Below are 25188 nucleotides of genomic sequence, written 5' to 3' on the forward strand. Positions count from 1 at the left end.
GGGATGAGCAAGCTACAGGACCTCAGCAACGCCGGCACCGCGGTGTGGCTGGACTTCGTCGACCGCAAGTTTCTGGAACAGGGCGGTTTGCAGAAGCTGGTCGACGAGGACGGGCTGACCGGCGTCACCTCCAACCCGACGATCTTCGAGAAGGCGATGGGCGCGGGCGATGCCTATGACGCCGGCTTCGCCGAATTCGACAAGGCCACTCCGGGCGCCGAGCCGATGGCGCGTTACGAGGCGCAGGCGATCAAGGACATCCAGGCGGCGTGCGACACGCTGCGCCCGGTCTATGACCGGCTGGACGCGAAGGATGGCTATGTCAGCCTCGAGGTGTCGCCGTATCTGGCGCTGAAGGGGCCGGAAACCGCCGAGGAAGCCGAGCGGCTGTGGCAGGCGGTCGATCGCCCGAACCTGATGATCAAGATCCCCGGCACCGACGACGGCGTCCGTGCGATCCGCGACACGATCGCCAAGGGGATCAACGTCAACGTGACGCTGCTGTTCGGGGTCGAGGCGTACAAGGCGGTCGCCTATGCCTATGTCGAAGGGCTGGAGGAGCGCGTGTCGAAGGACATGCCCATCGAACGGATCGCAAGCGTCGCGAGCTTCTTCGTCAGCCGGATCGACAGCAAGATCGACGATGCGATCGATGCCGGTCAGGGTGGTGAGGAAGCCAAGGCGCTGAAGGGCAAGGTGGCGATCGCCAACGCCAAGCTGGCCTATGCCTGGTATCAGGAGTTCATCGCTTCGGATCGCTGGCAGAATCTGGCGGCGAAGGGCGCGCAGCCGCAGCGGCTGCTGTGGGCGTCGACGGGCACCAAGAACCCTGACTATCCCGATACGCTGTACGTCGACCAGCTGATCGGGCCGGAGACGGTCAACACGATGCCGCCCAAGACGATGGACGCGTTCCGCGATCATGGCACCGTCGCACAGACGCTGACGCAGGGGGTGGACGAGGCGCGGCATGTAATCGCGGAGCAGGCGCGGCTCGGGCTCGATCTGGACGGCGTGACCAAGACGCTGGTCGACGAGGGCGTGGCGAGCTTCTCCAAGTCGTTCGACGACCTGATGAAGGTGATCGGCGAGAAACAGCCGGCAAACGCCTGATTTTACGAGGCCGGATGGGGCGGGCGCTGGCGACGGCCTCCGCCTTTCTCTTGCAAGGGATCGCTGCTCGCCTCACCCACACCGTTCGTGCTGAGGAGCCGTCGAGCGAAGCCGAGACGGCCTCTCGAAGCACGGTTGTGGCGCGTGCCCTTCGAGCCGGGGCTTCGACAGGCTCAGCCCCTCCTCAGGACGAACGGGAGGTCCACACCATTACGCCTGAAACGGCGCTGCGATCTCCGGTGTGATCCGCAACAACCGCCCGCTCGCGCGATCAAGCAGCGCCCATGTGGTAACGCCCTCGACGCGCAGCTTGCCGTCGGTGCCGAGGAAGCGAAAGTGGCGGTCGAAGCGCGCGCCGCGCGGTGGATCAGGGACCCAGGTTTCGCCCGTAACCGCCTCGCCTTCCACGACATTGCCACGATAATCGATGACGTGGCGGGTGATCATCCAGACGTAGGCCGCCTGATGCTCCGCGGGTGCGATCGCGGCCCAATGCGCGACCGACAGCTCCTGAATCCAGCGCACCCAGACCGCATTGTTGACGTGGCCGAGTTCGTCGATGTCGGCCGGCTGCGCGGTGAAGGTCCGGGTGAAGGTCATGCGTGATGCGCCTTGTACCAGCGCCAGCCGGCGAACGCGATCCCTGCCGCGATCAGCGCGCCGACCGCCCACCACAGATGCCGGTTGGCGACGATACGGCCGAGCAATTGCTCGAAGCCGTGCCCGAACAGAAAGCCGATCCCGGTGAACAGGATCGCCCAGCAGGTGGCCGATACGCCGTTCACGATCGCGAAGCGCCGCGCCGACACATTGGTTGAGCCGATCGCGATCGGACTGACGGTGCGTAGGCCATAAAGGAAGCGGAAGGCAAAGAAGAATGCCGTCGGATGGCGCTCGAACGCGGCGACGGCGCGCGCAAAGGCCGGCTTGGCGCGGGCGGCGGCGATCCATTTATGGTCGCGGAAATGCCGGCCGGCGTAGAACCACGCCTGATCCGCGGTGTAGGAGCCGAGCCCGGCGGCAAGCATCGCGAATGGGAGCGAGAGCAGGCCCTTGTGTGCGAGGATGCCGCCCGCCACCACTGCAGCTTCGCCCTCCAGCGCCGCGCCCGCGAACAGCGCGGCGAGGCCGTAGCGTGCGACGATCGCCTCGATCGTCATGCGGCGGTCATGCTTCGACGCCCAATTGCCAGAGCACGAAGGCATGTTCCTCGGCGGCTTCGCGCAGGCTTTCGAACCGGCCGGACTTGCCGCCGTGCCCGGCGCCCATGTTGGTCTTGAGCAGCAGGACGTTTCCGTCGGTCTTGGTGGCGCGCAGCTTCGCGGCCCATTTGGCGGGCTCCCAATAGGTCACGCGCGGATCGTTGAGACCGCCCGAGATGAGCATTGGCGGATATTCCTGAGCCTTTACATTGTCATATGGCGAGTAGCTGCGGATCAGTTCGAATGCTGCCCTGTCCTTGATCGGGTTGCCCCATTCGGGCCATTCGCCTGGCGTGAGCGGTAGCGTCTCGTCGAGCATCGTGTTGAGCACGTCGACGAACGGCACGTCGGCGATCACCGCGCCCCATAGCTGCGGATCGGAATTGACCACCGCGCCCATCAGCTCGCCGCCGGCCGAGCGTCCGGCGATCGCGATGCGGCCCGCACTGGTCCAGCCTTGTTCGACCAGTGCCTTCGCAACGTCGACGAAGTCATTGAAAGTGTTGGTACGCTTTTCGAGCTTGCCGTCGTGATACCATTGCTGGCCAAGGTCGTCGCCGCCGCGGATGTGGGCGATCGCATAGGCGAAGCCACGATCGAGCAGGCTGAGGATACCGGTCGAGAAGCCGGGCGGGATCGCATGGCCGTAGGCGCCATAAGCGTAAAGGAACAACGGCCGCGAGCCATCCCGCGGGAAATCGCGGGGGTACACGATCGACACCGGCACGGCGGTGCCGTCGCGAGCGGTGATCTTCAGCCGCTGCGTATCGTATTTGGTCGCGTCATAGCCGCTGGGGATTTCCTGAACCTTCAGCGTGGTGAGGTCGCCGGTTGCGGTGTCGTAGTCATAGACCGTGCCCGGCGTTACCATCGACTCATAGCCGAGCCGCAGAACTGTCTGTTCGTATTCGGGATTGTCGCCAAGGCCGGCGGCGTAGCTCGCTTCCGGGAAGGAGATGCGGCGTGGCGCGGCGGAGGGATCGTAAGAGTGTATTTCGATCTGGTCGAGCCCGTCCTCGCGGCCCTCGACGATGAAGAAGTCGCGGAAACATTCGACGCCGGTCATGTAGAAATGCGGGCTCGGCGCGATCCGCTCGTTCCATTCGCCGGGCGCGGTGATCGGCGCGGTGACCAGCCGCCACATCGGATCGGTGTCGTTGGTGTGGATGAACAAGGTGGCGCCATGCGTGTCGACGTCATATTCGCGCCCCGGCTGGCGCGGCGCGATCAGGATCGGGTCGGCGAAGGGATTACTTGCGGGGAGCAGCCGGATCTCGCTGGTGACATGGTCGCCGGTGCCGATCACGATCCACTGGCGGTCGCTGGTCTCGCCGACCGCGACGCGATAGCCCTCGTCATCCTCATGATACAGTTCGACATCCTCGGCCGGGTCGGTGCCGAGCCGGTGGAAGCGCGCGTTGTCGGTGCGCCATTCCTTGTTCGCCAGCCCATAAAGAAAGCCGCTGTCGTCGGCCGTCCAGACGATTTCAGACAGCATGCCGGGGATCGTGTCGGCGAGCAGTTCGCCGGTGGTCAGGTCCTTGACGTGGATCGTGAACCGTTCGGAGCCATTGTCGTCAATGGCATAGGCCAGCTTGCTCGCATCGTTCGAGATCGAGAACGCGCCGAGCCGGAAATATTCCTTTCCCTCCGCGAGCGCGGGTTCGTCGAGCAGCAATTCGTCGGGGCCGCCCGCGAGGGGCTTGCGCCACCATTTGCGATATTGTCCGCCGGTCTCGAACGCGGTCCAGTAGAGATGGTCGCCATCCTTCTGGGGGACGCTGCTCTCGTCCTCCTTGATACGCGCCTTCATCTCTTCGTACAGGCGATCGACCAGCGGGCGGTGCGGCGCCATCTGCGCCTCGAAATAGGCGTTCTCTTCCTCAAGGTAGGCGAGAACCTGCTTGTCGGTGACGTCGGGGTAGTTCGGGTCCTTCAGCCACGCCAAGGGATCGTCGATCGTGATGCCGTGCATCGTGTAGCTGTGCGGGCGGGTGGCGGCGACGGGGGGCTTTGGATCGGTCATAGGCGCTTCCTAACGCGCGATATTGCCAAACGTCACCCTCTTGTCCGCGCGCGCGGCACGGCGCACATCGCGCGGCATGAGTGTCGTCACCCGTTTTGCCCCTTCGCCGACCGGGCGGCTGCATATGGGGCACGCCTACTCGGCGATCCGGGCGCATGATTTCGCGCGCGAGCGGGGCGGTCGATTCCTGCTGCGGATCGAGGATATCGACGGAACGCGCAGCCGGCCTGAGCACGTCGCGACGATCATCGAGGATTTGCGCTGGCTGGGGCTGAAGTGGGACGGCGACGTGCTGTTCCAGTCGGCGCGGCTGGACATATACGCGGCCGCGCTTGAGCGTTTGCATGAGATGGGGCTGCTATATCGTTGTTATTGCACGCGTGCGGAGATTGCCGAGGCGTTGAGCGCGCCGCATGGCGCGGTGGCGGTCTATCCGGGAACGTGTCGCCATGCGCCGGAGCGCGATGCGCCGCATTGCTGGCGACTCGACATGGCAGCGGCGGTGCCGCGCTGCGGTGACCTGTCGTGGACCGATCATGGGCGGACGGTGGCTAATGCGGCGCTGGCGCAGGGCGACGTGGTGTTGGCGCGCAAGGATGCGCCGGCGAGCTATCATCTGGCGGTGACGGTCGACGATGCGGCACAGGGCGTGACCGATGTGGTGCGCGGGCGCGATCTGTTCGAGGCGACGCATGTCCACCGTGTCCTGCAGGCGTTGCTGGAGCTGCCGGTGCCGCGATGGTGGCATCATGACCTGCTGACGGGTGAGGATGGCGCGCGGCTGGCGAAGCGGCATGGCGCGCCGACGCTGGCAGCCATGCGCGAGGTGGGGGTGGATGGAGGCGAGGTGGCGGCCAAGTTGCGGGCGGGGTTAAGGGGGTAGATCGTGTCGCCCCTGCGTAGGCAGGGGCCTATGGCTGTGTCGGCTTGGTCAGCGGTTTGACACAGGCGCTTTCGGTTGTGTGTCGGCCTTTTCCTACCCACTCTACAGACATGGGCCCCTGCCTTCGCAGGGGCGACGGGGGTTTGGGCTCTTGCCTTGGACGATTTTCTTCGCCTATGGGCACCCGCATCCGCATGGACCCGGTGCAAATCCGGGTGGCTATCCCGGCCGCCGATCCGCCGGGCAACCTCCACGTATCGTTCCGAACTCAGCGTCCCCGCGTGGGCGCCGATGCGTGTTGTGGTTTCAACAGGCTCATGACCAACATCTTTTCCCATTTCCGATCCGCGTGGTGCGCGGATGCGGGCGAGGCGCGTCGCGAGGTGCTCGCCGGTGTCGTCGTCGCGCTGGCGCTGATCCCCGAGGCGATCGGCTTTTCGATCATCGCCGGGGTCGATCCGCGCGTCGGGCTCTATGCCTCAATCGCGATCGCCATCATCATTTCACTGCTCGGCGGGCGACCGGCGATGATCTCCGCCGCGACCGCCGCCGTCGCGGTCGTCGTGACGCCGCTGGTCCGCGCGCATGGCGTCGATTATCTGTTCGCCGCGACGATCCTGATGGGCGTCATCCAGATCGTCGCGGGGTTGCTGCGGCTCGATTTGCTGATGCAGTTCGTCTCGCGCTCGGTCATCACTGGCTTCGTCAACGCACTGGCGATATTGATCTTCATGGCGCAATTGCCGCAGCTGACCGGCGTGAGCTGGCACAGCTACGCGATGGTCGCGGGTGGTCTGGCGATCATCTATCTGCTGCCGCGCGTGACCAAAGCGGTGCCGTCGCCGCTGGTCGCGATCGTGGTGCTGACGGTGCTGGCGGTCGTGCTCGGCCTGCCGGTGCGCACCGTCGGCGATATGGGGCGGCTGCCGGAGGGGTTGCCGTCGCTCGTGCTGCCGCAGGTGCCGCTGACGCTCGATACGCTGCGGATCATCCTGCCCTATTCGATGACGATGGCGGCGGTCGGGCTGCTCGAATCGATGCTGACCGCGCAGATCGTCGACGACATGACCGACACCGAGAGCGACAAGCGTCGCGAGTGCATGGGGCAGGGCGGCGCGAACCTCGCTGCCGCGCTGGTCGGCGGGATGGGCGGGTGCGCGATGATCGGGCAGTCGGTCATCAACGTCACCTCGGGCGGGCGCAAGCGGCTGTCGACCTTCATCGCGGGCGCGTTCCTGCTGTTCCTGCTGGCGGTGCTGGGGCCGGTGGTCGGGCGCGTCCCGATGCCGGCGCTGGTCGCGGTGATGGTGATGGTGTCGATCGGCACCTTCAGCTGGAACTCGCTCCCCAATCTGCGCCGCCACCCGCCGACCTCGTCGATCGTGATGCTCGTGACCGTGGCGGTCGTCGTCGTGACCCGCGATCTGGCGCAGGGCGTGGCGGCGGGCGTGCTGCTGTCCGGGATCTTCTTCGCCGGCAAGGTGCGGCGGATGTTCGCGGTCGAGCGCATTGCGGGCGATCCGGTCACCTACCAAGTGCGCGGCGAAATCTTTTTCGCGTCGGTCGACCTGTTCACGCGTGCCTTTGCGGCGGAGCCGGCGCGGGCGGTGGTGATCGACGTGTCGGCGGCGCACTTCTGGGATATCTCGGCGGTCGCGGCGCTCGACAAGATCGTCGCGCGGTTGCGGCGCGACGGGGCGAGCGTGGAGATCGTCGGCTATAACCGGGCGAGCGCCGATCTGGTCGATCGCTTCGCGCTGCATGACAAGACCGGGTTCGAGCTGGGCGCCGTACCGCATTGATCGCAAAGAAAAGGGGCATCGGTCACCCGGACCGATGCCCCTGTCGGCACCCAACGAAGCAGGTGGCTTATGACGCCTTGGGCAGACGGATCGTCGGGCCGATCGAGTCGACGACCGCACGCGCGTTGAAGGCGCGGACGTTGCCGCGATCCGGCGTGCCCTTGAACATCACGATTTCGGCCGAAGCCTCGTAACGATCGACGGTGCGGATATCCTGGCCTCCGCCGAAGCCGCCCCACGGGCCGCCCCAGAACGGGTCCCAGGAGCGATAGCCGAAGCCGCGGCCGTAGAAGCCCCAGCGCGGACCCCATAAACCGCCGCCGAACGCGCCGAAGCCGGGGCCCCAGCCGCCGCCGAAACCCGGAGTCGAATAGGTGCGTGCCTGACGATCGGTATCGCGATCGGCCATCACGAAGTAATCATAGCCGTTCTGCAGCGTCAGTTCGGCCGAGCGGAACAGCAGGTAGCGTTCCACGACATCGCGATCGGTGACGGTGTTGCCGGCAAAGGTGACGCGGTAGCGGTTGGGCTCGATCCGCAGGTCGCTGTAACCGGTGCGGTAGAAGCCGCTGCCCGTGGCGGGCCGATACGCGGTTTCCGTGGCGCAGGCCGCGACCAGCGTCGTGCTGGCCGCCAGCGCCATCACCATCGCTGAGCGGCCGAACTTCTTCATCATGGCGTACTCTCCAACGCACCCGGGCGGTGCGACGAGCCGTCGCATAGCCGAGATGAGTGGAACGTGCGATGAACGAAATCGCTCCGCTGCATCGCGGCGGGGTGGCTCGATTGTCCTGCGGCGGGGCAGTATCGTAAGGTCCATGGCGGCATCGATTCGATGCGGCTGGCGGGGGACGTTTCGATGAAGTTGATGGTGCCTGTGGCGGCGATGATGCTGGCGATCCCCGCCCTGGCTTCGGCCAGGGAGCCGAAGCCCGTCGACCCGAACCAGCGCGTCTGCAAGGAAATGGGCGTGACGGGCAGTCGCTTCACCAAGAAGACGTGCCACACCCGCGCCGAGTGGACGCAGATCGACAAGGCGAACGCGAACGAGGCCGGTGAAGCGATGCGGACGCGCCGCTCGGACTCGGCCTTGCCGCAGCAGGGCGGATAAGTCGGCGTCGGTCACCAGCTTGCCGTCATTGCGAGCGCAACGAAGCAATGTCGCAGGAGTGATTCAGGTCGCTTGCGCCGATGATGTCGAGCAAGCGGCATCGTCATGATGAGGTAAAAGCGATCGTAAACGGCTCGATTTTCGCTTGGTCGTAAGCCAGTAGCTTCGGCGAAAAGAGGTGGCTCCCTGAGTAGGATTCGAACCTACGGCCGCTCGATTAACAGTCGAGAGCTCTACCGCTGAGCTATCAGGGAACGTCGTTCAACGTCGTGGAGGGGGTCTATAAAGCCGGATTTTCGGCGCGCAAGACCCTTATTTCATCTTTCCGACTTATGCGACGAACTGCTCCATCGTGATGCGATCGTCGAGCGCGTGCTCGGGATCGAACAGCAAGGTCAACTCCCGCGCGCGGTCCATCGCGATGTCGACCTGCGCGACGTTGCGCACCTCGCGCTGGTCGGCGACCGCCGAGACGGGGCGCTTGCCCGCGTCCAGCACGCGCAACGACACGCGCGTCTTGTCGGGCAGGATCGCGCCGCGCCAGCGCCGCGGGCGAAACGCGCTGATCGGGGTCAGCGCCAGCATCTGCGAGCCGAGCGGCAGGATGGGCCCGTGCGCAGAGAGGTTGTAGGCAGTCGAACCGGCGGGCGTCGCGACCAGGATGCCGTCACACGACAGTTCGTCCAGCACGATGCGATCGTTGATCCGTACTTCCAGCTTGGCGGTTTGCCTTGTCTCGCGCAGCAACGACACCTCGTTGATCGCGGGCAGCGTATGCAGGCTGCCGTCGAAGCCGGTCGCGGTGGCGGTCAGGGGGGTGACCTTGAACGCGCGCGCGCGCTCGATCCGGCCGTCGAGATCGTGGCGACGCCATTCGTTCATCAGGAAGCCGACGGTGCCGAGATTCATCCCGAACACCGGGACGATCGCGCGCCGCCGCTCCAGCAGCAGGTGCAGCGTCTGAAGCATGAAGCCGTCGCCGCCCAGCGCGACGACCAGATCGGCCTCCTCCAGCGGGCACCAGTCCCACGCATCGGCGAGTTCGGCGCGCGCAGCCTGCGCGGGGGCGGTGGGCGAGGCGACCAGTGCCCGCCGGGGATAGGTCGTCATCCGCCGGTGACGCTCATGTGCCGGGCGACCGCCGGGCCTTCGTCGCGACCGATGCGAAAATTGTGGCGGCGCGGCTTGGTGGTCAGCGCATCCTCGATCGCGGCGTCGAGCGCGGTAACGCCGCCTTCGCGCAACGCCGCGCGCAGGTCGCGATGATCGTCGTGGCCCAGGCAGGTGTACAGTCGGCCCTCGGTGGTCAGCCGGACACGGTTACATCCGTCGCAAAAATTCTGCGTCAACGGCGAGATCAGCCCGAGCCGCGTCGCACTGCCGTCGACGCGCCAGTAACGCGCCGGGCCGCCGGTCTGCGCCGCGTCGCGCTCCAGCGCGAATTGCGTGTCGAGCCGCTCCTTCACCACGGTCAGCGGCAGGAAGCGGTCGGTGCGATCCTCGTCGACCGCACCGAGCGGCATCGTCTCGATAAGCGTGAGGTCGTGCCCTTCGGCGACGCACCAACCGAGCATCGCGGCGATCTCGTCCTCATTGACGCCCTTCAGCGCGACCATGTTGATCTTGATCGCCAGCCCGGCGTCGCGCGCGGCGGCGATGCCGTCGAGCACCTGCGCGACGTCGCCGTGGCGGGTGATGTGGCGGAAGCGGTCGGGATCGCGACTGTCGAGGCTGACGTTCAGCCGCCGGAGCCCCGCGTCGCGCAAGGCGGCTGCGTGGTCGCGCAGCCGCGTGCCGTTGGTGGTCATCGTCAGCTCGTCGAGCGCACCGCCGACGTGCCGGCCGAGCCGCTGCACCAGTTGCAGCACGTCGCGCCGCACCAGCGGCTCGCCGCCCGACAGCCGCACCTTGCGCACCCCGCGTGCGACAAAGCGTTCGGCGATGATCGCCAATTCCTCCAGCGTCGCGATTTTCTCGCGCGGCAGGAACGTCATCTGCTCCGCCATGCAATAGCGACAGCGCAGGTCGCAGCGATCCGTCACCGACACGCGCAAGTATCGGATGGTGCGGCCGAAGCCGTCGATGAGCGGCGCGGCCGTGCTGCTGGTTTCGATCATTGCCGTCACAACGCGCGAAGCTATTGAGTCGTTCACTGTCCGGCAAGATCGGATTGCCGCGCCGCGCGCCACCGCTTACGATCAGCAGCATGGAGCGTCAGACACGAACCATGCAACGCGCCGCCGGGCGCCGCCGGGGCGAGCGGACCGCCAGCGAGCAACAGGTGCAGCTTGTATCCTCCGCGGATCACGGCGTCACCGCGATCACCGCCGCGCCGACCAGTTTCGAGATCGTCAACGCCGCATATGGGCGAATGACGGGCGACCAGTTGGTCGAGGCGATCGACGAGCGGCTGAGCGAGGCGCTGGCGGATTATCGCAGCGCCGCGGTGCGCAGCGGGGCGACCTTCACGATCGTCGTCGCGGGCGACGCGCAGGTCGGCGATGCCGCGGTCGATTCGGTCGAGCGCGCGCTGGAGCAGCCGTTTACGATCGGCAACGAGACGATCCATCTGGGCGCGCGGATCGGCGTGGCGCGGCAGGTGGACCACGAGGGGCTCGACCATCTGCTGCGCCGCGCCGCCGAGGCACTGGCGCACGCCCGCGCCAGCGAAGGCGTGACAACGCGCGTCGCGACCGAGGGTAGCGGCGTGCCGATCGCCGCGCTGGCCGCCGACCTGCACCGCGCGATGGAGCGGCAGGAGATCGACGTCCGCTTCCAGCCGCAGGTCCACCTGATCGAGGGGCGGATCGTCGGCGTCGAGGCGCTGGCGCGCTGGCATCACCCGCGGCTGGGCGAGCTGGGCGCGGAGACGCTGCTCGCCGCCGCCGATCGTGCCGGGCTGGGGGTGGCATTGTCCGATCACGTCCAGGCGCTGGCGCTGCGCCGCGCCGCCGACTGGCCCGATGCGCTCTCGCGCTTGCGGATCGCGGTGAACGTCACCGCCACCGATCTGTCGCGCACGCCGTTCGTCAGCCGCTTCCTGGCGCGCGTGCACGAGGCGGGGATCGCTCCAGGGCGCGTCACCGCCGAGGTGACCGAGGGCGCGATGATCGACAACCTTCGCGCCGCGGGCGTCGCGCTGGCGGCGTTGCGCGCCGCCGGCTGCCGCGTGGCGCTCGACGATTTCGGGACCGGATACTCCAGCCTGTCCTATGTCGCGACGCTGCCGCTCGATTACATCAAGATCGATCGCAGCCTGACCACCGCGGCGGTCAGCGATGCGCGCAACCGCGTGGTGCTGCAGGGCGTGCTGGGCATCGCCGAGGGGCTGGGGCTGGAGACGATCGCGGAGGGGGTGGAGACCGAGGCGCAGCGGCAGTTGCTCGCGGCGCGCGGCTGCACCTTCTATCAGGGGTTCCTGTGCGCCGGGCCGCTGGACGACGCCGCACTGATCGATCTGGTGCGGTCGGGGCAGGTGAAGGGGGGCAAGCAGAAATGACGATCGTTCCGGTGCTGATCGCGGTGGCGGCGGCCGCCGCCACCGCCACCCCGCAGGCGGCGATCGACGCTGCGATGGCGGATAGTGCGGCGGGCTGGAACGCCGGCGATCTGGCGCGCTTCACCGCCCTCTATGCGCCCGACGCGGTCTACGTCGCTGGCGACAAGGTGGTGCGCGGCAAGCCGGCGATCGCCGAACGCTATGCCAAGAGCTTCGCCAACGGCGGCAATACGCGCGGACGGCTGAACTTCCAGCCGCTGGCGTGGCGCACGCTGAGCGCGGTCCATGTGCTGCACGTTGCGCGCTGGACGCTGACGCCCGCGAGCGGCTCGCCGCAGACCGGGCTGACGACCTTGCTGTTCGAGCGCCGCAAGGACGGCTGGAAGATCATTTCCGACCACAGCAGTTGAGGTCGTGTTTCGGCCGGGCGCGTCATCGCGAGCGTAGCGTCGCTACGCTCGCGATGACGCGCCTCACCCCGCCGCCTTCGCCAGCCCCTTCGACAATTGCAGCGCGCCGTGCAGCCGCGCCTTCGGATCGGCCCAGACGCGGGTCAGCGCCAGCTTGCTGTCGGGGCGCAGCTTGGCGATCCCACCCAGCTTGTCGACATAGGCGAGCAGCCCCGCGATGTTCGGCGGCTTGTCGTCGTGGAACGCGACCAGCGCGCCCTTCGGTCCGACGTCGAGCTTCGACACGCACGCCTTCTTGGCGTTGAGCTTGATCTCCATGATCTTGACCAGATTGTCGGTCGCCTCGGGTAGCGGCCCGAAACGGTCGATCATCTCGGCGGCGAAGGCATCGAGCCCCTGCACCTCGTCAACCTCGTTGAGACGGCGATACAGGCCCATGCGCAGGTCGAGATCAGGGACGTATTCCTCGGGGATCAGGATCGGCGCGTCGACGCTGATCTGCGGGCTGAAGTCGCGCTGGCGCTCGCGCAGGCCGCCCGCCTTCGCTTCGAGGATCGCCTCCTCCAGCATCGACTGATAGAGTTCGTAGCCGACCTCCTTGATATGCCCCGATTGTTCGTCGCCGAGCAGATTGCCCGCACCCCGAATGTCGAGATCGTGGCTGGCGAGCTGGAACCCCGCGCCCAACGTATCGAGATCGCTCAGCACCTTGAGACGCTTTTCCGCCGCCTCGGTCATCTGCCGTTCGGGCGGCGCGACCATATAGGCGTAGGCACGCGTCTTCGACCGGCCGACCCGCCCGCGCAGCTGGTAGAGCTGTGCGAGGCCGAAGCGATCGGCGCGGTTGACGATCATCGTGTTCGCCGAAGGAATGTCGATCCCACTCTCGATGATCGTGGTCGAGACCAGCACCTCGAACTTCTTGTCGTAGAAGGCCGACATGCGCTCCTCGACCTCGGTCGGCGCCATCTGGCCGTGCGCGACGACGTAGCGGATCTCGGGCACCTCGCGGCGCAGATAATCCTCGATGTCGGGCAGGTCGGCGATGCGCGGGGTGACGAGGAAGCTCTGCCCGCCGCGATAATGTTCGCGCAGCAACGCCTCGCGCAGCACGACCGGGTCCCACGGCATCACATAGGTGCGCACAGCAAGGCGATCGACCGGCGGGGTCTGGATCACCGACAGTTCGCGCAGGCCCCCCATCGCCATCTGGAGCGTGCGCGGGATCGGCGTCGCGGTCAGGGTCAGCATGTGGACGTCGGCGCGCAGCGTCTTCAGCCGCTCCTTGTGCGTCACGCCGAACCTTTGTTCCTCATCGACGATCACGAGGCCGAGCCGCTTGAAGTCGATATTCTTGGCGAGCAGTGCGTGGGTGCCGATGACGATGTCGATCGTGCCGTTCGCGACACCTTCCTTGACCTTCTTCGCCTCGCTGGCGGTCACCAGCCGTGAGAGGCGACCGATCTCGACCGGGAAGCCATCGAAGCGCGCGCAGAAATTCTGGTAGTGCTGACGAGCGAGCAAGGTGGTCGGGCAGACCACCGCGACCTGCATCCCCGCCATTGCCGCGACGAAGGCGGCGCGCAAGGCGACCTCGGTCTTGCCGAAGCCGACGTCGCCAACGATCAGCCGGTCCATCGGCTTGCCGGCGGCGAGATCGTCGAGCACGTCGCTGATCGCGCGATCCTGATCGTCGGTTTCCTCGTAAGGGAAACGGTCGACGAAGGCCGGATAGCCGCTCGCATCGGGTTCGGCGACTTCACCCGGGCGCAACGCGCGCTCGGCCGCGACCGCGATCAGCGTGCCCGCGATCTCGCGGATGCGCTCCTTCATCTTCGACTTGCGGCGCTGCCACGCCTCGCCGCCGAGCCGGTCGAGGCTCGCGCCTTCCTCCGACGAGCCGTAGCGCGAGAGGACTTCGAGATTTTCTACGGGTATGTAGAGCTTGTCGCCGCCGGCATATTCCAGCGCGACGCAATCGTGCGGGGCCTTGGCGACGGGCACCTGCGTCAGCCCGACATAGCGCCCGATGCCGTGATCGGTGTGGACGACCAGATCGCCAGGCGACAGCGTCGCGAGTTCGGCGAGGAACGCGTCGGCGGATTTGCGGCGTTTCGCGCGGCGGATCAGGCGGTCGCCGAGCATGTCCTGCTCGGTCAGCACGGCCACGTCGGGCGCGGTGAAGCCGTGATCGAGCCCGACGACGGTCAGCGCGACGCCGCGATCGGCCGCACCCAGCGCATCCTGCCATGTGTCGGCGAGCCGCGCGCCGACCAGCCCGTGATCGTCGAGCAGGGTCTTGAGCCGGTCGCGCGCGCCGATCGAATAGCTGGCGAGGATCGGCTTGCGGCCGTCCTTCTTCAGCCGTGCGACGTGCGCGACGACCGCTTCGTAGACATTGGCCTGATTGGCACGCTCCGGTGCGAAATCGCGCGGGCCGTCGACCTGGAAGTCTAGCACGGTCGAGGATTCGGGTTCGTGGAACGGCGTGACCAGATGCGCGGGCATCCCGGCGACCTCGGCGCGCCATTCCTCCTCGTCGAGATAGAGCGTCTTGGCGGGCAGCGCGCGGTAGCTGCCGGGCTCGGCGGCCTCGGCACGTTTCCGGTTCTCGTAGTAATCGGCGATCGCGTCGAGCCGCCCCTCGACCGCCGCCGGGGTGCCGGCGTCGCGGACGACCACGGCGTCATCGCCGAGATGGTCCCAGAGCGTCGCCAGCTTTTCCTCGAACAGCGGCAGCCAATGCTCCATCCCCGCCAGCCGCCGGCCTTCGCTGACCGCTTGATACAGCGGGTCGCCGGTCGCGGTCGCGCCGAACTTTTCGCGATAGCGGGTGCGGAAGCGCTTGACGCTATCGTCGTCGAGCAGCGCCTCGGACGCGGGGAGCAGCACGAAGCCGTCGAGCCGCCCGGTGGTGCGCTGGTCGCCGGGGTCGAAGGTGCGGACGCTCTCGATCTCGTCGCCGAAGAAGTCGAGGCGGAGCGCCTGTTCCTCGCCGCTCGGGAACAGGTCGACGATCCCGCCGCGCACCGCATATTCGCCGGCGTCGTGGACGGTGTCGGTGCGGACGTAGCCGTTGGCCTGCAACAACGCGCCGAGCTTGTCGCGATCGATCCGCGCGCCGGGTTTCAGCTCGGCGACCAGCTGGCGAATGCGGAACGGGGTGAGCGTCCGCTGCGTCAGCGCGTTGACCGTGGTCAGCACCAGCTGCGGCGCAGCCGGCTTTTGTTGCAAGCGATGGAGCGCGCCGATCCGCTCCGCCATCACGCGCAGCGTCGGCGAGGCGCGGTCGTAGGGGAGGCAGTCCCAGGCCGGGAGCTGCACGACCTCCAGCTCGGGCGCGAAGAACGGCGCGGTCGCGGCGATGCTGCGCATCTGCGCTTCGTCGGCGGCGACGAACACCGCACGGCGCGGCGCAGCGCGCGCGAGATCGGCGAGCAGCGAGGGAAGGAAGCCGCCGGGAACGCCCGAGAGCGTGAGCGGGACGGTGGCTTTGAGGATGGTGGAGAGGTCGGGCATTCTATCTCCCCCCTCCCTTTCAAGGGAGGGGCAGGGGGTGGGTGGCGTCCGGGTGGTGCGGGAAGGGCGGGGGCGGCCGTATTGCCAAGCCCCCACCCACCCCAACCCCTCCCTTGAAAGGGGGGGGCTAAATGAAGGTCACATCCCCGTGTCGAGCACCGTCACGAAATCGACCTTGCGCATCGTCTGCATCATCTCGCCCTCCCATTCCGCCGGGCAGGGGATCGAGCCGATCGCCCAGCCCATGATATCGACGTCCTGTTCCTCCAGCAGCCGCTCGAACCAGTCGAGCTGCTCGGCGTTCCACGTCGCGCCATGCGCGTCGAAGAAGCCGCCGATCATCAGATCGGCCTCGCGCGTGCCGCGGTGCCAGGCGCGGAAGCGCAGGCGTTTCAGGCGGATGTCGTGGTCCATGACGTTCCAATGCAAAACGACCGGCGGGCGCTGGCGGCGGCCGTCGGGGCAGGGTATCGGCACCAGATAGTCATGCGACCCGATATCCTCAATCCGTTGTTCGCCGAGGTGGAGGCGCTGAAAGGCGTCGGCCCCGCGCTGGCCCGGCCGCTCGAACGGCTGGGGATCGCGCGCGTGCTCGACCTGCTGTTCCACGTCCCCTCGGGCTGGGTCGATCGCTGGCCGCGCGACGAATTGATGCAGAGCGACGTCGGGCGGACGATCGCGATCACGCTGACCCCCACCGACTATCGCACCAGCAGCAGCCCGCGCGCGCCGACGCGGGTCGTGGCGCGCGACGCGCACGGAAATACGGTGGCGCTAGTGTTCTTCGGCGGCGGCTCGGGGCGGGTGCGCAAGTTGCTGCCGCTCAACGAGCCGCGCCGCGTTTCGGGGCGGCTCGACCAATACGGGCAGGATTTGCAGATCATTCACCCGGAGGTCGGCGGCGAGGACGGCGACTTTCGCGAGCGGGAGGCCATCTACCCGCTGACCGAAGGAATGACCTCCCGCCGGCTCGGCGCGCTGGTCGAGCAGGCGCTGGCGCGCGCGCCCGATCTGCCCGAGTGGATCGAGCCGAGCCTCAAGGCGCAGCGCGACTGGCCGGCGTGGCGCGAGGCGATGACGCGGCTCCACACCGATCCCGCCGACGCGGTGGCGCGCGCGCGGCTCGCCTATGACGAGGTGTTCGCCAACCAGCTCGCGCTGTCGATCGTCCGCGCCGATACGCGCAAGCGGCGGGGGCGGGCGTTGCAGGGCGACTGGCGGCTGCGCGACCTGTTGCGGCTGCCGTATCAGCTCACCGGCGCGCAGGCGCGCAGCGTCCGTGAGATCGAGGGCGACCTCGCGCAGAGCGCGCCGATGCTGCGGCTGCTGCAAGGCGATGTCGGCTCGGGCAAGACCTTGGTCGCGGCGATGGCGCTGCTGATCGCGGTCGAGGCCGGTGCGCAGGCGGCGATGCTTGCCCCGACCGAAATCCTCGCGCGCCAGCATTATGAGACGCTGCGGCGAACGCTGGCCGGCCTGCCGGTCGAGATCGCGGTGCTGACCGGGCGCGACAAGGGTCGTGCGCGCGAGGCGACGTTGATGGGGCTGGCGGACGGGTCGATCCACATCCTCGTCGGCACGCACGCGATCTTTCAGGAGGCGGTGACGTATCGCGACCTCGGGCTGGTGGTGGTCGACGAACAGCATCGCTTCGGGGTCGCCGAGCGGATGCTGTTGCAGGCCAAGGGCCGCACCCCGCCGCACCTGCTGGCGATGACCGCGACGCCGATCCCGCGCACGCTGACACTCGCGCTGCACGGCGAGATGGACCAGAGCCGACTCGACGAGATGCCACCGGGGCGCGAGCCGATCGAGACGCGGGTGTTGTCCGAGGAGCGCGTCGATGAGGTAATCGATGCGCTCGGCCGGCATTTGTCGGAGGGGAAGCAGGCGTACTGGGTCTGCCCTTTGGTCGAGGAGAGCGAAACCAGCGACCTGCAAGCTGCCGAGGCGCGCGCCGCTGCGCTGGCGAGCCGTTTCGGAGATCGCGTCGGGCTGGTGCACGGGCGGATGAAGGGCGTCGAAAAGGACGCGGTGATGGCGCGCTTCTCGGCGGGCGAGACCGGCGTGCTGGTCGCCACGACGGTGATCGAGGTCGGGGTCGATGTGCCCAATGCGACGCTGATCGTGATCGAACATGCCGATCGCTTCGGGCTGGCGCAGTTGCACCAGCTGCGTGGCCGCGTCGGGCGCGGTGGCGGGCGCTCGGTGTGCCTGTTGCTGCGCGGCGGATCGCTGAGCGAGACGGCGCGCGCGCGGCTGGCGCTGATGCGGGAGACCAACGACGGGTTTCGGATCGCCGAGGAGGATCTGCGGTTGCGCGGGGCCGGCGAGCTGCTGGGGACGCGGCAATCGGGGGAGGCGATGTTCCGGCTCGCGACGCCGGAGTTGCTGTCGGACCTGCTGCCCGCCGCGACCGACGATGCGCGGTTGCTGATCGACCGTGACGGTGGATTGAACGGAGTACGCGGACAGGCGGCGCGGATCGCGCTGTATCTGTTTGAGCGGGACGCGGGCGTGGCGCTGCTGCGTTCCGGGTGAGCGATCGTCGTTGCGAGCGAAGCGAAGCAATCCAGAGCGTCCTGATCCGGCCCTGGATTGCTTCGCTTCGCTCGCAATGACCCAAAGAGGAGAAGCGAATTGGCCGGTCTGATACCGATCGTCATCGTCGTGCTCGCGGGATTGGGCCTCGCGATCCAGCCGCCGACCAACGCCGCGCTGGCACGCGTGTCGGGCTCGGTCTGGCTGGCGGCGCTGGTGTCGTTCACGATCGGCACAGCGACCTTGCTGATCGTCTGGGCGTTCGATCGCACGCCGCTATCGGCGCTGAAAGGCGCGCCGTGGTGGGCGTGGCTGGGTGGCCTTTATGGTGCGGCGTTCGTCGCGGCGCTTGCCTTCGCCGCGCCGCGGCTGGGGATTGCGGCAGCGCTCAGCATCGCGATCGCGAGTCAGTTGATCGCGGCGCTGACGCTGGATCACTTCGGATTGTTGCAGCTGCCGCAGCAGCCGGTGACGGTGACCAAGCTCGCCGGGATCGCGCTGGTGCTGATCGGGGTGGTGGTGTTTCGGCGCGGGTGAGGACGTCGTCGTCCCGTTGCGCGAAATGACGGACAGTTAGCGCATCGCCGCCAGGACGAACTGGTACAAGGCGGGCGGTACTTCCTGTGCCAGCTTGAAGCCGATCCGCCCGCCCAGCGCCCAGCGTACCTCGGCGGTGAAGGTGCCCGCGATGGGAAGGGTGACCGTCACGACATCGCCGGCCGCAAACGCTTCTTCGCTGCGCGCCATGAAGCCGTTGGGCGAGACGTTGACGATCGTCACCAGCCGCGGCGCGCCCTCCGCGACGATCAACCGCGTGCGATGCAGCGTCTCGTCGCGCGGTTCGACGCGGTCCTCATACGCTATCGTCGCCGATCGTACGGCCATGTCTTCCTCCTACGCCAACCCGGCCTTATCGCGTGGCCGGGGTTAACGCGGAGTGAGCAAAGGCGTTAAGCCGGGTTCACCATCCCGTGATGCTTCTTGCCGGCCGAGATGCGCACCGGGGCGTCCGAAACCGTGACCACGGCGGCTTCGTCGGCGACCTTCTCCCCGTCGATCCGCGCCCCGCCGCCCTTGATCAGCCGGCGTGCCTCGCCCTTCGAGGCCGCGAAGCCGAGCGTCACCAGCACGTCGACCAGCGGCGTCGCACCCGAGGCGGTCATCGAAGGCAGCCCCGCACCGCTCGCGCCTTCCTCGAAGGTCTTGCGCGCGGTCTCGGCCGCGTCCTCGGCGGCGGCGCGGCCGCGGCACATCGCGGTCGCCTCGTTGGCGAGCACCTTCTTGGCCTCGTTGATCTCCGCGCCGTCCAGCGCCTCCAGCCGCGCGATCTCGTCGAGCGAAAGGTCGGTGAACAGCCGCAGGCAGCGCCCGACATCGCGGTCGTCGGTGTTGCGCCAGAACTGCCAATAGTCGAAATGCGGCAGCTGGTCCTCGTGGAGCCACACCGCGCCGGCGACGGTCTTGCCCATCTTCTCGCCCGAGGCGGTGGTGAGCAGCGGGGTGGTGACGCCGAACACTTCGGTCCCGTCCATGCGCCGCGCCAGCTCGACGCCGTTGACGATATTACCCCATTGGTCGCTGCCGCCCATCTGGAGCCGCACGCCCGCGCGCCGCGCCAGCTCGCGGAAGTCGTAGCCTTGCAGGATCATGTAGTTGAATTCGAGGAACGACAGCGACTGCTCGCGATCCAGCCGCAGCTTGACCGAGTCGAAGCTGAGCATCCGGTTGACGCTGAAATGCTGCCCGACCTCGCGCAGGAAGGGGATGTACTCCAGCTTGTCGAGCCATTCGGCATTGTCGAGCATCACCGCGTCGCTGGGACCGTCGCCGAACGTCAGGAAGCGGTCGAAGATGCGCTTGATGCCCGCGACGTTGGCGGCGATCACCTCATCGCTGTTGAGCTTGCGCGCTTCGTCCTTGAAGCTCGGGTCGCCGATCTTGCCGGTGCCGCCGCCCATCAAAACGACCGGCTTGTGCCCGGCCTGTTGCAGCCGACGCAGCAGCATGATCTGGACCAGGCTGCCGACGTGCAGCGACGGCGCGGTCGGGTCGAAGCCGATATAGCCGGGCACGACCTGCTTGGCAGCCAGCGCGTCCAGCGCGGCGGCGTCGGTCATCTGGTGGATGTAGCCGCGCGCGGTCAGCGTGCGGAGCAGATCAGACTGATATTCGGTCATAGCGCTGGCGTCGTTACACGCGCGTCAGCGGCGCGGCAATTGCGTCACCGGATCGACCGGCGAACGGCCGCGGCGTAGCTCGAAATGCAGTTCGGGCTGGTCGGCGAAGCCGGTCGCGCCGCTGAGCGCGATCACCTGTCCGCGCGTCACCGCCTGTCCACGCCGCACCAGCAGCTTGCCGGCATGGCCGTAGATCGAGGTCCAGTTCTCGCCATGCTTGACGATCACCAGCCCGCCCAGCGCAGCGATCCCGTCGCCGGCATAAGCGACCGTCCCCGCCGCGGCCGCTTTCACCTCGGTGCCCGATGGCACCGCGATCTCGATCCCGTCGAAGCGCTCACCGCTCGCCCCGGCGCCGAAGCGTCGCACGATCCGCCCGGTCAGCGGCCAGCTGAAACGGCCGGGGGCGGCGCTCGGCGGCGCCACGGGAACGGTGGCGGCGGGGACCCTGGTCGTACCCTTGACCGGCCGCACCGGCGCGCGTCCGCTCGCCACCGCCGGTTCGCCGCCGGTCAGGATCGTGTCGACGTCGAGCGTGAACGCCGCGGCGCGCGCAGCGGCGGAGGCGGGTGGCGAGGGGATCAGCACACGCTGTCCGGTCACCAGCACGAACGGCTCGCGCAGGTCGTTGGCGGCGACCACCTCACTCCACGGCACGCCATAAGCGCGCGCGATGCCGATGCCGGTCTGGCCGGGATCGACGCGGTGGTAGCGGCCGCCGGGGATCACCAGCCGTTGTCCGGCGCGCAGCGTATAGGGGGGCGGCAGCGTGTTGCGGCGCGCGATGGCCGCGATCGACGCCCCGGTCCGCTCGGCAATCGCGCTCAACGTGTCGCCCGGGCGGACGACGACGTCCTGCGTGCGGACCAGCCGCGCATCGGGCGTAACCGGCGCGGCCTCCCACGCCGGGCGCGGCGCGGCGAGTTGCTCGACGGGGGGACGCCGGGTCGGGCGGGACGGGCGAACCGGGTGGGGGGCCTCGGCCGTCCGCTCGGGCTCGGGAAGCGGCTCGGCGGGCAGGTCGGCGGCGGGCGCCGGCGCGGCGGGTGGCGGAGCGAGGCGCGGGTCGGCGGCGGGGATACATCCCGCCAGCACCAGCAGCAGCGCCGCCGACCTCGCCGCTCGCCGCGTCAAACCGCGTTACACCCCGGCGAAGGCGTCGCCGAGCGCCGCAAGCGAGTCGTGCAGCGTCAGGTCGAGCTGGAGCGGCGTCACCGTGATCCACCCTTGCGTGATCGTCGCCAGATCGCTGCCGTCGTCGACCGCCGGCTTGACCCGGCCCATCGAAAGCCAGTGATAGTCGAACCCGCGCGGATCGGTGCGCCGGTCGAAGCGCACGCGTCCGTAATCGCGCAGACCCTGCGGCACGACGCGCACGCCCTTGACCTCGCCGGCCTCCGGCTCCGGAAAGTTGATGTTGACCACCGAGCGCGGCGCCCAGTCATGGTCGAGCAACGGTCGCAGGACACGTGCGCCCCATTCCTCCGCCGCGGCGAACGACACGTCGTCGCCCGGCTCGCGTCGGCCGTAGCGCTGGCTGAGCGCGACCGAGCGTACGCCGGCCAGCGCCCCCTCCATCGCCGCCGAGACAGTGCCCGAATACATCACGTCCTCGGCAATGTTACCGCCGCGATTGACGCCGGACAGGACCAGGTCGGGCGGCGTGTCGCGCATCAGCTCGGCCAGCGCGTACATCACCGCGTCGGTGGGCGTGCCGCCGACCGCGTAGCGCTTCTCGCCGAACTGCTTGACCCGCAGCGGCCGGGTCAGCGTCAGCGAGCGCCCGGTGCCGGATTGCTCGGACGCCGGCGCGCAGACCCAGACGTCGTCGGAGAGCTGCGCGGCAATCTTCTCCAGCACCGCAAGGCCCGGCGCGTGATAGCCGTCGTCGTTGGAAAGCAGAATCCGCATCAGCGCGCGCCCAGCGATTCGAGGCCGCCGAGATACGGCCGCAGCACCTCGGGCACCGTCACCGTCCCGTCCTCGCGCTGGTAATTCTCCAGCACCGCAACCAGTGTCCGCCCGACCGCCAGCCCCGAGCCGTTGAGCGTATGGACGAAGCGCGTCGTCTTCTCGCCCTCCGGGCGATAGCGCGCGTTCATCCGCCGTGCCTGGAAGTCGGTGCAGGTCGAGCAGCTCGAAATCTCGCGATAGCGCTGCTGGCCGGGCAGCCATACCTCCAGATCATAGGTGCGCGCCGCGGTGAACCCCATGTCGCCGGTGCACAATTTCATGCGGCGATAGGCGAGCCCCAAGGCATCGAGCACGCCCTCGGCACAGGCGGTCATCCGCTCATGCTCGTCCTCGCTCGCTTCGGGGGCGACGATCGACACCATCTCCACCTTGTCGAACTGGTGCTGGCGGATGTAGCCGCGCGTGTCGCGCCCGGCCGCGCCCGCCTCGGAACGGAAGCACGGCGTCAGCGCCGCGAAACGCAGCGGCAGGACGTCGTGGCTCAGGATCTTCTCGCGGACGATATTGGTCAGCGATACCTCGGCGGTCGGGATCAGCCAGCGTCCGTCGGTGGTGCGGAACAGGTCCTCGGCGAACTTGGGCAATTGGCCGGTGCCGAACACCGCCTCGTCGCGCACCAGCAGCGGCGGGGCGACTTCCTCATAGCCGTGCTCGCGGGTCAGCCGGTCGAGCATGAACTGCCCGAGCGCGCGTTGCAGCCGCGCCGCATCGCCGCGCACCAAGGTGAAGCGTGCGCCCGCGATCGCCGCGCCGGTCTCGAAGTCGAGCCCCAGCGCCGGGCCGATCGCGTCATGCTCGCGCGGGGTGAAGGCGAACGCCGGCCGCTGCCCGCGTTCGTGGACGAGCTGGTTGTCGTCCTCGTCCGCGCCTTCCGGCACATCGGCGGCCGGGACGTTGGGCAAAGCGGCGAGCGCCTCGTCGAGCGCGTTGCCGGTCTCCGCCTCCTCGGCCTCCAGCTGCGGCAGCCGTTCCTTGAGCACCGCCACTTCCGCCATCAGCGCGGCGGCGGTGTCCTCGTCCTTCTTCGCCTTGGCCGCGCCGATCGCTTTCGACGCCTCGTTGCGGCGCGCCTGCGCGGTCTGCGCCTCGGTCGCGGCCTCGCGGCGACGGCGGTCGAGCGAGACGAGCGTTTCGGCGCTGGCGGGCAGACCACGCTTGGCCATGGCGGCATCGAAAGCGGCGGGATCGTCGCGGATCAGGCGGATGTCGTGCATGGCCGCGCTATGACCCCGCACTCGGCGCGAGGCAACCCGCGCCGCGCGCGCGGCGTTCTCCCCTCGTGACGCAACGAGCAGAAGGAGAAACGTCCATGCAGGTCCCCCACAATTCGGTCGTTCTGGTCGCCGATGGTCGCAAGCTGCTGTTCCTGCGCAACGAAGGCGATGCCGACTATCCGAACCTGCAGGTCGAGCATGCCGAGGAGCGCGCCAATCCCGCCACCCGCGATCAGGCGACCGATGCCGCCGGCGGGGCGTCGTCGACGCAGAGCGGGGCAGGGGCGCCCAATGCCGCGCAGGGCGGTTCGGGCCATGCGCAGGGCGGTGGCGCGCAATTCGCCCCCTCGCGTGGCAGCTTCGAGCAGACCGACTTCCACCAGCTGGAGGAGGATCGCTTCGCCGCCGATGCCGCCGATCTGCTGAAACGGCGCGCGCTGTCGAACGACTTCGAGTCGCTGATCGTGATCGCGCCGCCGCGGACGCTGGGCGAGCTACGGAAGCACTACCACAAGGAGGTAAGCGCGCGGCTGACCGGCGAGCTGGACAAGGATCTTACCGGCCATCCGATCCCGGATATCGAGAAGGCGCTGCTCTCCGCCTGATCGTCATGCGTCGGCGGGCGCCTCCCGTCCGCCGACGTAAAGTGTTCAGCGTCGCGACACATCGTATCGATTACGACCATCCTGTTCGCTTGTGGAGGATCGGTCAGGCGATTATAGGCCCGCCCAAAGGGGCGTGCAGTGATGCTGACGACATCCTTCACGTGGGCGGGAGAAGGTCATGGCGACAGTGATGAGTCAGGTCGAAGACGCGTTTGACGAGCCGGAGGCGCTCTCCAGCCCGATGCCGGACGGTTACCGCCCCAGCGCGGACGAACCGTTCATGAACCCACGCCAGCAGGCATATTTCCGCCATAAGCTGCTCGCCTGGAAGGATGCGATCCGCCGCGAGGCGCAGGGCACGCTGTCGCAACTACAGGTCGACTCGCTGCGCGAGGCCGATCTCAACGATCGCGCGTCCAGTGAGGCGGACTGGTCGCTGGAACTGCGCACCCGCGACCGCCAGCGCAAGCTGATCTCCAAGATCGACGCCGCGTTGCGCCGCATCGACGATGGCGAATATGGCTATTGCGAAGTCACTGGCGAGCCGATCAGCCTCGGGCGATTGGAGGCGCGGCCGATCGCGACGATGACCGTCGAAGCGCAAGAGCGGCATGAGCGTGCGGAGAAGGTGTCGCGCGACGACTGACGCGGATCTTAACCTTTCATCAATCATTTTGACGCAACCGTCCGGCAGGAACGAGCGGGCGGGTTACATGGGGCAGTCGAGATACAGCTTGGTTGACGACCATAAGGCGGCGGGCCAGCCTGACGAGCGCGGGCGTGGCGAAATCCATCTGTCGGCACGGATGCGTGTCCATGCCGAGGATGCGGGGTTCCTCGTGCGCATCCGCAATGTTTCGGCGGGCGGGCTGATGGCCGAACTGCCGCATCCGCTGCCGCCCGATTGCGCGGTGGAGATCAAGCTGAGCGGACTCGGCTGGATCGCCGGGCGCGTCGTCTGGCAGACCGAGGGCCGGACGGGGATCGCGTTCGATCATCCGATCGATGTCGCGGTCGTTCAGGATGCCAGCGGCACCGCGCACTGACGGTCGCTGCACCGCCTTATCGTTCGCCTCGAACCTCCCCCGGGGCTTACAGGTTGTTCGGCGGCG

At 68.0% G+C, this 25188-nt stretch carries 24 protein-coding genes, 1 tRNA gene and 1 other annotated feature; of the genes, 11 read left to right on the top strand and 14 right to left on the bottom strand.

Annotated features, from left to right (window positions below; all coding sequences use genetic code 11):
- Positions 1-3 precede the first annotated feature (3 nt).
- Complete coding sequence (gene tal / locus SPHPH_RS0104900; RefSeq protein ID WP_028965689.1) at positions 4-1113, top strand: transaldolase; 1110 nt, start codon at positions 4-6, stop codon at positions 1111-1113.
- A 210-nt stretch (positions 1114-1323) separates the two neighbouring features.
- Here the strand turns inward: tal and SPHPH_RS0104905 are convergent, their stop codons facing one another.
- From SPHPH_RS0104905 to SPHPH_RS0104915, 3 genes are read right to left on the bottom strand one after another with little or no spacing between them, the layout of a single operon-like run.
- The gene (locus SPHPH_RS0104905; RefSeq protein WP_028965690.1) at positions 1324-1713 is read right to left on the bottom strand and encodes an acyl-CoA thioesterase; all 390 of its coding nucleotides are present in this window, start codon (positions 1711-1713) and stop codon (positions 1324-1326) included.
- The gene (locus SPHPH_RS0104910) at positions 1710-2273 is read right to left on the bottom strand and encodes a DedA family protein (RefSeq protein WP_028965691.1); all 564 of its coding nucleotides are present in this window, start codon (positions 2271-2273) and stop codon (positions 1710-1712) included. The genes SPHPH_RS0104905 and SPHPH_RS0104910 overlap by 4 nt, the downstream gene beginning before the upstream one ends.
- Before the next feature lie 7 nt (positions 2274-2280).
- On the bottom strand, positions 2281-4341 hold the full coding sequence (locus SPHPH_RS0104915) for a S9 family peptidase (protein WP_028965692.1): 2061 nt from the start codon (positions 4339-4341) through the stop codon (positions 2281-2283).
- A 76-nt stretch (positions 4342-4417) separates the two neighbouring features.
- Here SPHPH_RS0104915 and gluQRS point away from each other — a divergent pair, with 76 nt between their 5' ends.
- Complete coding sequence (gene gluQRS / locus SPHPH_RS0104920; protein ID WP_028965693.1) at positions 4418-5224, top strand: tRNA glutamyl-Q(34) synthetase GluQRS; 807 nt, start codon at positions 4418-4420, stop codon at positions 5222-5224.
- A 193-nt stretch (positions 5225-5417) separates the two neighbouring features.
- Positions 5418-5473: a sequence feature (sul1 is cis-regulatory element that is thought to sense ions involved in sulfur or methionine metabolism; They are found in Alphaproteobacteria), on the top strand.
- Positions 5474-5541: 68 nt separating this feature from the next.
- Positions 5542-7026 (top strand): SulP family inorganic anion transporter, encoded by a 1485-nt coding sequence (locus SPHPH_RS0104925; RefSeq protein ID WP_028965694.1) that lies wholly within the window; start codon positions 5542-5544, stop codon positions 7024-7026.
- A gap of 67 nt (positions 7027-7093) precedes the next feature.
- Here SPHPH_RS0104925 and SPHPH_RS0104930 read toward each other — a convergent pair whose 3' ends face one another.
- Positions 7094-7702: a CC0125/CC1285 family lipoprotein gene (locus tag SPHPH_RS0104930; protein WP_238302900.1), complete on the bottom strand. Its 609-nt coding sequence runs from the start codon at positions 7700-7702 to the stop codon at positions 7094-7096.
- 183 nt (positions 7703-7885) lie between these two features.
- Here SPHPH_RS0104930 and SPHPH_RS18940 point away from each other — a divergent pair, with 183 nt between their 5' ends.
- A complete protein-coding gene (locus SPHPH_RS18940; RefSeq protein ID WP_156025834.1) occupies positions 7886-8137 on the top strand; it encodes a hypothetical protein in 252 nt (83 codons plus the stop codon).
- Between the two features lie 179 nt (positions 8138-8316).
- Here SPHPH_RS18940 and SPHPH_RS0104940 read toward each other — a convergent pair.
- The 3 genes from SPHPH_RS0104940 to moaA all read right to left on the bottom strand — a co-directional run bounded on the left by SPHPH_RS0104940 (position 8317) and on the right by moaA (position 10254).
- A tRNA-Asn gene (locus SPHPH_RS0104940) sits at positions 8317-8391 on the bottom strand.
- A 76-nt stretch (positions 8392-8467) separates the two neighbouring features.
- Positions 8468-9247 carry an NAD kinase gene (locus SPHPH_RS0104945; protein WP_028965696.1) on the bottom strand — a complete coding sequence of 260 codons (780 nt, stop codon included), beginning with the start codon at positions 9245-9247 and terminating at the stop codon, positions 8468-8470.
- Entirely contained in the window at positions 9244-10254 is a 1011-nt protein-coding gene (gene moaA, locus SPHPH_RS0104950) for a GTP 3',8-cyclase MoaA (protein WP_028965697.1), read from the bottom strand. The genes SPHPH_RS0104945 and moaA overlap by 4 nt, the downstream gene beginning before the upstream one ends.
- A 110-nt stretch (positions 10255-10364) precedes the next feature.
- Between moaA and SPHPH_RS18945 the strand changes: the two genes are divergently transcribed.
- Positions 10365-11636 carry a GGDEF domain-containing phosphodiesterase gene (locus tag SPHPH_RS18945; protein ID WP_051272838.1) on the top strand — a complete coding sequence of 424 codons (1272 nt, stop codon included), beginning with the start codon at positions 10365-10367 and terminating at the stop codon, positions 11634-11636.
- Complete coding sequence (locus SPHPH_RS0104960) at positions 11633-12046, top strand: YybH family protein (protein ID WP_051272839.1); 414 nt, start codon at positions 11633-11635, stop codon at positions 12044-12046. The genes SPHPH_RS18945 and SPHPH_RS0104960 overlap by 4 nt, the downstream gene beginning before the upstream one ends.
- Positions 12047-12109: 63 nt before the next feature.
- On the opposite strand, the gene mfd is transcribed toward SPHPH_RS0104960, so the two are convergent.
- Both mfd and SPHPH_RS0104970 read right to left on the bottom strand, forming a co-directional pair.
- On the bottom strand, positions 12110-15565 hold the full coding sequence (gene mfd, locus SPHPH_RS0104965; RefSeq protein WP_028965699.1) for a transcription-repair coupling factor: 3456 nt from the start codon (positions 15563-15565) through the stop codon (positions 12110-12112).
- Between the two features lie 138 nt (positions 15566-15703).
- Entirely contained in the window at positions 15704-15979 is a 276-nt protein-coding gene (locus tag SPHPH_RS0104970) for an FAD assembly factor SdhE (protein ID WP_028965700.1), read from the bottom strand.
- Between the two features lie 72 nt (positions 15980-16051).
- Between SPHPH_RS0104970 and recG the strand changes: the two genes are divergently transcribed.
- Positions 16052-18106, top strand: a complete 2055-nt coding sequence (gene recG / locus SPHPH_RS0104975) for an ATP-dependent DNA helicase RecG (protein ID WP_028965701.1) — start codon at positions 16052-16054, stop codon at positions 18104-18106.
- A gap of 99 nt (positions 18107-18205) precedes the next feature.
- Complete coding sequence (locus SPHPH_RS0104980; protein WP_028965702.1) at positions 18206-18643, top strand: DMT family transporter; 438 nt, start codon at positions 18206-18208, stop codon at positions 18641-18643.
- 36 nt (positions 18644-18679) lie between these two features.
- On the opposite strand, the gene SPHPH_RS0104985 is transcribed toward SPHPH_RS0104980, so the two are convergent.
- The 5 genes from SPHPH_RS0104985 to serS form a co-directional block, all read right to left on the bottom strand.
- Positions 18680-18991 carry a PilZ domain-containing protein gene (locus SPHPH_RS0104985; RefSeq protein WP_028965703.1) on the bottom strand — a complete coding sequence of 104 codons (312 nt, stop codon included), beginning with the start codon at positions 18989-18991 and terminating at the stop codon, positions 18680-18682.
- A gap of 65 nt (positions 18992-19056) precedes the next feature.
- On the bottom strand, positions 19057-20283 hold the full coding sequence (tyrS, locus tag SPHPH_RS0104990) for a tyrosine--tRNA ligase (protein WP_028965704.1): 1227 nt from the start codon (positions 20281-20283) through the stop codon (positions 19057-19059).
- A 24-nt stretch (positions 20284-20307) separates the two neighbouring features.
- A complete protein-coding gene (locus SPHPH_RS21030) occupies positions 20308-21417 on the bottom strand; it encodes a M23 family metallopeptidase (RefSeq protein WP_028965705.1) in 1110 nt (369 codons plus the stop codon).
- Between the two features lie 6 nt (positions 21418-21423).
- Positions 21424-22194, bottom strand: coding sequence for a 5'/3'-nucleotidase SurE (gene surE, locus SPHPH_RS21035; RefSeq protein WP_028965706.1), 771 nt, complete (start codon positions 22192-22194; stop codon positions 21424-21426).
- Complete coding sequence (gene serS, locus SPHPH_RS0105005; RefSeq protein WP_028965707.1) at positions 22194-23471, bottom strand: serine--tRNA ligase; 1278 nt, start codon at positions 23469-23471, stop codon at positions 22194-22196. Before serS ends, surE begins: the two co-directional genes overlap by 1 nt.
- A gap of 95 nt (positions 23472-23566) precedes the next feature.
- Here serS and SPHPH_RS0105010 point away from each other — a divergent pair, with 95 nt between their 5' ends.
- The 3 genes from SPHPH_RS0105010 (at position 23567) to SPHPH_RS18950 (ending at position 25122) form a co-directional block, all read left to right on the top strand.
- Positions 23567-24076, top strand: a complete 510-nt coding sequence (locus tag SPHPH_RS0105010; RefSeq protein ID WP_028965708.1) for a host attachment family protein — start codon at positions 23567-23569, stop codon at positions 24074-24076.
- 178 nt (positions 24077-24254) lie between these two features.
- The gene (gene dksA / locus SPHPH_RS0105015; RefSeq protein WP_028965709.1) at positions 24255-24722 is read left to right on the top strand and encodes an RNA polymerase-binding protein DksA; all 468 of its coding nucleotides are present in this window, start codon (positions 24255-24257) and stop codon (positions 24720-24722) included.
- 88 nt (positions 24723-24810) lie between these two features.
- On the top strand, positions 24811-25122 hold the full coding sequence (locus SPHPH_RS18950; RefSeq protein ID WP_162143915.1) for a PilZ domain-containing protein: 312 nt from the start codon (positions 24811-24813) through the stop codon (positions 25120-25122).
- Positions 25123-25188 lie beyond the last annotated feature (66 nt).

This window comes from Sphingomonas phyllosphaerae FA2 (assembly GCF_000427645.1).
Taxonomy (GTDB): Bacteria; Pseudomonadota; Alphaproteobacteria; order Sphingomonadales; family Sphingomonadaceae; genus Sphingomonas; species Sphingomonas phyllosphaerae.

What these genes read in the sequence shown, in the direction of transcription:
- tal (WP_028965689.1), top strand. Translation starts at nt 4, where the DNA reads ATGAGCAAGCTACAGGACCTCAGCAACGCCGGCACCGCGGTGTGGCTG.
- SPHPH_RS0104905 (WP_028965690.1), bottom strand. Translation starts at nt 1,713, where the DNA reads ATGACCTTCACCCGGACCTTCACCGCGCAGCCGGCCGACATCGACGAA.
- SPHPH_RS0104910 (WP_028965691.1), bottom strand. Translation starts at nt 2,273, where the DNA reads ATGACGATCGAGGCGATCGTCGCACGCTACGGCCTCGCCGCGCTGTTC.
- SPHPH_RS0104915 (WP_028965692.1), bottom strand. Translation starts at nt 4,341, where the DNA reads ATGACCGATCCAAAGCCCCCCGTCGCCGCCACCCGCCCGCACAGCTAC.
- gluQRS (WP_028965693.1), top strand. Translation starts at nt 4,418, where the DNA reads ATGAGTGTCGTCACCCGTTTTGCCCCTTCGCCGACCGGGCGGCTGCAT.
- SPHPH_RS0104925 (WP_028965694.1), top strand. Translation starts at nt 5,542, where the DNA reads ATGACCAACATCTTTTCCCATTTCCGATCCGCGTGGTGCGCGGATGCG.
- SPHPH_RS0104930 (WP_238302900.1), bottom strand. Translation starts at nt 7,702, where the DNA reads ATGATGAAGAAGTTCGGCCGCTCAGCGATGGTGATGGCGCTGGCGGCC.
- SPHPH_RS18940 (WP_156025834.1), top strand. Translation starts at nt 7,886, where the DNA reads ATGAAGTTGATGGTGCCTGTGGCGGCGATGATGCTGGCGATCCCCGCC.
- SPHPH_RS0104945 (WP_028965696.1), bottom strand. Translation starts at nt 9,247, where the DNA reads ATGACGACCTATCCCCGGCGGGCACTGGTCGCCTCGCCCACCGCCCCC.
- moaA (WP_028965697.1), bottom strand. Translation starts at nt 10,254, where the DNA reads ATGATCGAAACCAGCAGCACGGCCGCGCCGCTCATCGACGGCTTCGGC.
- SPHPH_RS18945 (WP_051272838.1), top strand. Translation starts at nt 10,365, where the DNA reads ATGCAACGCGCCGCCGGGCGCCGCCGGGGCGAGCGGACCGCCAGCGAG.
- SPHPH_RS0104960 (WP_051272839.1), top strand. Translation starts at nt 11,633, where the DNA reads ATGACGATCGTTCCGGTGCTGATCGCGGTGGCGGCGGCCGCCGCCACC.
- mfd (WP_028965699.1), bottom strand. Translation starts at nt 15,565, where the DNA reads ATGCCCGACCTCTCCACCATCCTCAAAGCCACCGTCCCGCTCACGCTC.
- SPHPH_RS0104970 (WP_028965700.1), bottom strand. Translation starts at nt 15,979, where the DNA reads ATGGACCACGACATCCGCCTGAAACGCCTGCGCTTCCGCGCCTGGCAC.
- recG (WP_028965701.1), top strand. Translation starts at nt 16,052, where the DNA reads ATGCGACCCGATATCCTCAATCCGTTGTTCGCCGAGGTGGAGGCGCTG.
- SPHPH_RS0104985 (WP_028965703.1), bottom strand. Translation starts at nt 18,991, where the DNA reads ATGGCCGTACGATCGGCGACGATAGCGTATGAGGACCGCGTCGAACCG.
- tyrS (WP_028965704.1), bottom strand. Translation starts at nt 20,283, where the DNA reads ATGACCGAATATCAGTCTGATCTGCTCCGCACGCTGACCGCGCGCGGC.
- surE (WP_028965706.1), bottom strand. Translation starts at nt 22,194, where the DNA reads ATGCGGATTCTGCTTTCCAACGACGACGGCTATCACGCGCCGGGCCTT.
- serS (WP_028965707.1), bottom strand. Translation starts at nt 23,471, where the DNA reads ATGCACGACATCCGCCTGATCCGCGACGATCCCGCCGCTTTCGATGCC.
- SPHPH_RS0105010 (WP_028965708.1), top strand. Translation starts at nt 23,567, where the DNA reads ATGCAGGTCCCCCACAATTCGGTCGTTCTGGTCGCCGATGGTCGCAAG.
- dksA (WP_028965709.1), top strand. Translation starts at nt 24,255, where the DNA reads ATGGCGACAGTGATGAGTCAGGTCGAAGACGCGTTTGACGAGCCGGAG.